We start from the raw sequence: 3,722 nt of genomic DNA on the forward strand, positions 1-3,722 counted from the left end.
GGATCTCCGAGTTTCCCGACGTACTACGGACCGTCACGAATCTTGAGATCTACCGGGCAAGGGCCTGAGCGAGGTTTTGAATAGGGCTCCGGGACCCGGGTGTGACGGTGGAACAGATCGCCAAGGACTTCGGGGTCCACCCGATGACGCTGTTCAAATGGCTGCGCCAGGCCGACACCGGCACCGGCGTCAGGCCTGGCGTCAGTGGCAGTGACTCGGCCGAGCTGCGCGAGGCCCGGAAGCGGATCAAGCTCCTCGAACAGGAGAACGAGGTCCTGCGGCGGGCCGCGGCGTATCTGTCGCAGGCGAACCTGCCGGGAAAAGGCTCTACCCGCTCGTGAACGAGCTGGCCGCCGACGGGATACCCGTTACGGTGACGTGCCGGGTATTACAGATCGCTCGACAGCCTTACTACCGGTGGCTGGCCCGCCCGGTCACCGACGCCGAACTGACCCAGGCCTACCGGGCGGACGCCTTGTTCGACGCCCATCGTGACGATCCCGAGTTCGGCTACCGGTTCCTGGCCGACGAAGCCCGCGCCGCCGACCGGCCGATGACCGAGCGCACCGCCTGGAAGATCTGCTCCGGCATGGGCTGGTGGAGCACGTTCAGCCGCCGACGGCGGCGCGGCAAGGGCGGCAGGCCCGGCCCGCCGGTGCACGACGACCTCGTCAAACGCGATTTCACCGCCGACGGCCCCAACCGGTTGTGGCTGGCCGACATCACCGAACACCGCACCGGTGAGGGCAAGCTCTACCTCTGCGCGATCAAAGACGTGTGGTCCAACCGGATCGTCGGCTACTCCATCGACTCACGGATGAAATCGCGGCTGGCCATCAACGCCCTGCACAACGCCGTCTCCCGGCGCAGTGACGTGGCCGGTTGCGTGTTGCACACCGACCGCGGGTCGCAATTTCGCAGCCGGAAATTTGTCCGTGCGCTGAACCAGCACCACATGATCGGATCGATGGGCCGCGTCGGCGCCGCCGGCGACAACGCCGCCATGGAGTCCTTCTTCGGCCTGCTGCAGAACAACATCCTCGACCGCCGGACCTGGACCACCCGGCAGCAACTGAGGACCGCCATCGTCACCTGGATCGAACGGACCTACCACCGCCGACGACGCCAACGAGGCTTGTCCCGGTTGACCCCTATCGAGTACGAGACCATCATGACCCCACCGGCCAGTCAGGCCGCGTGACTTGACCTGTCACCTATCGGTGCAGCAGACCCGGTGTAGGCGGGCGTCATCACCTCGAAGCGAGCTGCGAGGGTCAGGGTCCTCAAAGCCTGGCTTGTCCCCGGCGCAACGGGCAAGCCACGGATCAAGGCGGTCCAACATCTTGAGTAGCCGTTCGTAGAGGCGTTGATCCTCGGTGTTCACGAAGTGAAGGGTAGGGCTATCGAGAAGGCCGATCCACCTCAATATCCTGCGCAGACGCTCGCCTGGTGTGCCGCGACAGCGAGATCACTGCTCGCATGATGAGAGTTCGATCGTCATGCTCCCCAGTAGCACACCGACCACTCGCTAATTTCAGTACGATGAGGGCGTGGCGCTTAAAGATCATCTCTGGGAAGAGATCACCGGGGTTCCCGAAGTAAGCGAGCGAACGACGAGTTCTCTGAGGAAGTTGGAGCCACTCCAACACGCGTGGCAGGAAGCTGCTAAGAATGATCCTGAGAGCTTTCAGGAAACGCGACTCAGGGCGCTGCGGTCACACGCCATCGAGACCGGGATCATTGAGAAGCTCTATGACGTGGAGTGGGGTGTCACGGAAGCGCTCGTAGCTGAAGGTATCAGCCAGGGTGTGATTGAGCGAACTGGTGGCTCGGTTGGTGCCGAGGCTCTTTCCGTGATCAAGGATCAGTACGAGGCGCTAGAGTTCGTCAGTGAGTCGGCGAGAGGTGAGCGGCCGTTCTCGATTTCTTTTGTTCGAGAGTTGCATGCACTCATCACTCGAAATCAACTTACGTACGACGCTACCGACACTCTAGGGAATCCAGTTAAGGTCGAACTTCTGCACGGTGAATGGAAAACGGACGCAAACCATGTGACACGACCCGATGGATCTACTCTCGAATACTGCCCACCACTGAGAGTGCAAGATCAGATGGAGTCGCTAGTTCGATTCTATGAAGACGACGACTCGCATCCTATAATTCGTGCGGCATGGTTGCATCATCGCTTCATCTCAATCCATCCTTTCCAGGATGGTAATGGCAGGGTCGCACGGGCGTTGGTTCTGCTGGAGCTACTCAGGGCGCACTATGCGCCGCTGGTAGTCGGGCGCGATACCCGTTCGCACTACATCAACCAGCTTGATGCAGCGAATGATGGTGACCTTGAGCCGCTCATCCTGCTTCTCGCCGATCTTGAGCGGCAAGCCATGATCCGGCAGTTCCAGGCCCCCCTGCAGCCACTGTCCACTGGATCGGTGCTCGAAGTCGCTCGAGCCGCAGCGGCGAAACTTGCAGATCTTCAACAAGCGAATCGTCGGCAGAAGTCGGAGGCGTTGGCGAAGCTGGCTCTCAAGGTCAGCGACAGAATTGAGGCGAAGCTGAAAGCTTTGGCGCCGGAGCTTGAGCAGACATTCCGTTCGAACGATACAAGCGCGAACGTGTGGATCAGGCGTGCGAATGTCGGAACTCCTGAGGCGCTTCAATTTCATGGACAGCTAGTCAAGCTAGCGCGGCACCATCAATTCTTCGCAAACCTCTCAGAGGGGTCCTGGTGGAATGCTCTAACTATGAGACTCCTTGAGGAGCGGATGCGATTTCTTGTGGCTGTAGTTCGCGTCGGTTCGGGCGACACGGGAATTGGTTCCGTCTTAATTCAGGCGGAGCGCCTATTTGTTGATGGGGAAGGGCAGGCTCCGGCCTACGAGTGGCTATTTGAGCCGAGTGAATTTGATCAGGTTCCAATTACCGGAGATCTCACTTTGGATGCCATCTGGCCCGAGGTGGATCATTTTATTGAAAGCTGCCTCTCGGCGTCAATCGCAAAATTCACGCAAACCTTGGCGTAGACCTAAGTCACGTATTTAGTATACGTCAGGGAGCTGAGCGAACGTGCCGGTGCGGAAATTACTTAGCGCATGGCTGAGCTGCGAACGTGAGTATGGTTAGAACGGCAAGGCGGCGCTTTCCATTCTGTTGGCGCCGCCTTGCTGTCCATTTAGTGCCTCAATAGTAGGACTTCGCCGGCGCGGACGACTTCCACAGGAGACCGCCGACCCGCTCGGCCACGTCACGACGTACCTGTTCAGTGATGTGCTGGTAGCGCTTCGCCATTGCGGAGTTGGACCAGCCCATGATCCCCATCACGGCACGTTCGGCTACCTCCAGAATGAGCAGCACTGTCGCGGCGGTATGCCGGGCGTCGTGGAGCCTGCCGTCTCGAAGACCTGCAGTTTTGAGAAGGCGTTTCCATTCCGTCCAGTCCGTACGCGGATTCAGGGGACCTCCGGTCGGCCCTGCAAATACCCAGCCACCCTCGCTCCATAGTTGCCCTGCCTTATCACGGTCGGCTTCCTGGTCCTTCTGGTGCTGCTGCAACAGCGAGACGAGTTGTTCGGGAAGCCCGATCCGTCGCCTGCCGGCTCGCGACTTGGTCTCGGCGGCCTCGGCCCGGAGCCAGGGTCATTGCGTTCTGGGGTAACTGCTGGTCACAGCGGTGATGAGGTCGTGTGATCGGCGGTCGGCGCGTCGGTTGGCACGGGCGA

General features: G+C 60.3%; 2 protein-coding genes and 1 pseudogene. 2 read left to right on the forward strand and 1 reads right to left on the reverse strand.

Going from position 1 to position 3,722, the window contains the following annotated elements:
- Nucleotides 1–80: 80 nt before the first annotated feature.
- Both ACQ0O7_RS44945 and ACQ0O7_RS44950 read left to right on the forward strand, forming a co-directional pair.
- Nucleotides 81–1,201, forward strand: a protein-coding gene (locus tag ACQ0O7_RS44945; protein ID WP_430792073.1) for an IS3 family transposase whose coding sequence is annotated in 2 segments (ribosomal slippage) — nt 81–317 and nt 320–1,201 — 1,119 coding nt in all. Because the reading frame shifts where the segments join, the coding sequence is not laid out codon by codon here.
- A gap of 349 nt (nt 1,202–1,550) precedes the next feature.
- A complete protein-coding gene (locus tag ACQ0O7_RS44950) occupies nt 1,551–3,026 on the forward strand; it encodes a Fic family protein (RefSeq protein ID WP_430792072.1) in 1,476 nt (491 codons plus the stop codon).
- Nucleotides 3,027–3,183: 157 nt separating this feature from the next.
- Here ACQ0O7_RS44950 and ACQ0O7_RS44955 read toward each other — a convergent pair.
- Nucleotides 3,184–3,633: pseudogene (locus ACQ0O7_RS44955) on the reverse strand (tyrosine-type recombinase/integrase); the annotation flags it as partial.
- Between the last annotated feature and the right edge of the window lie 89 nt (nt 3,634–3,722).

It is taken from the genome of Actinoplanes sp. G11-F43 (assembly GCF_050589265.1).
Lineage (GTDB): Bacteria > Actinomycetota > Actinomycetes > Mycobacteriales > Micromonosporaceae > Actinoplanes.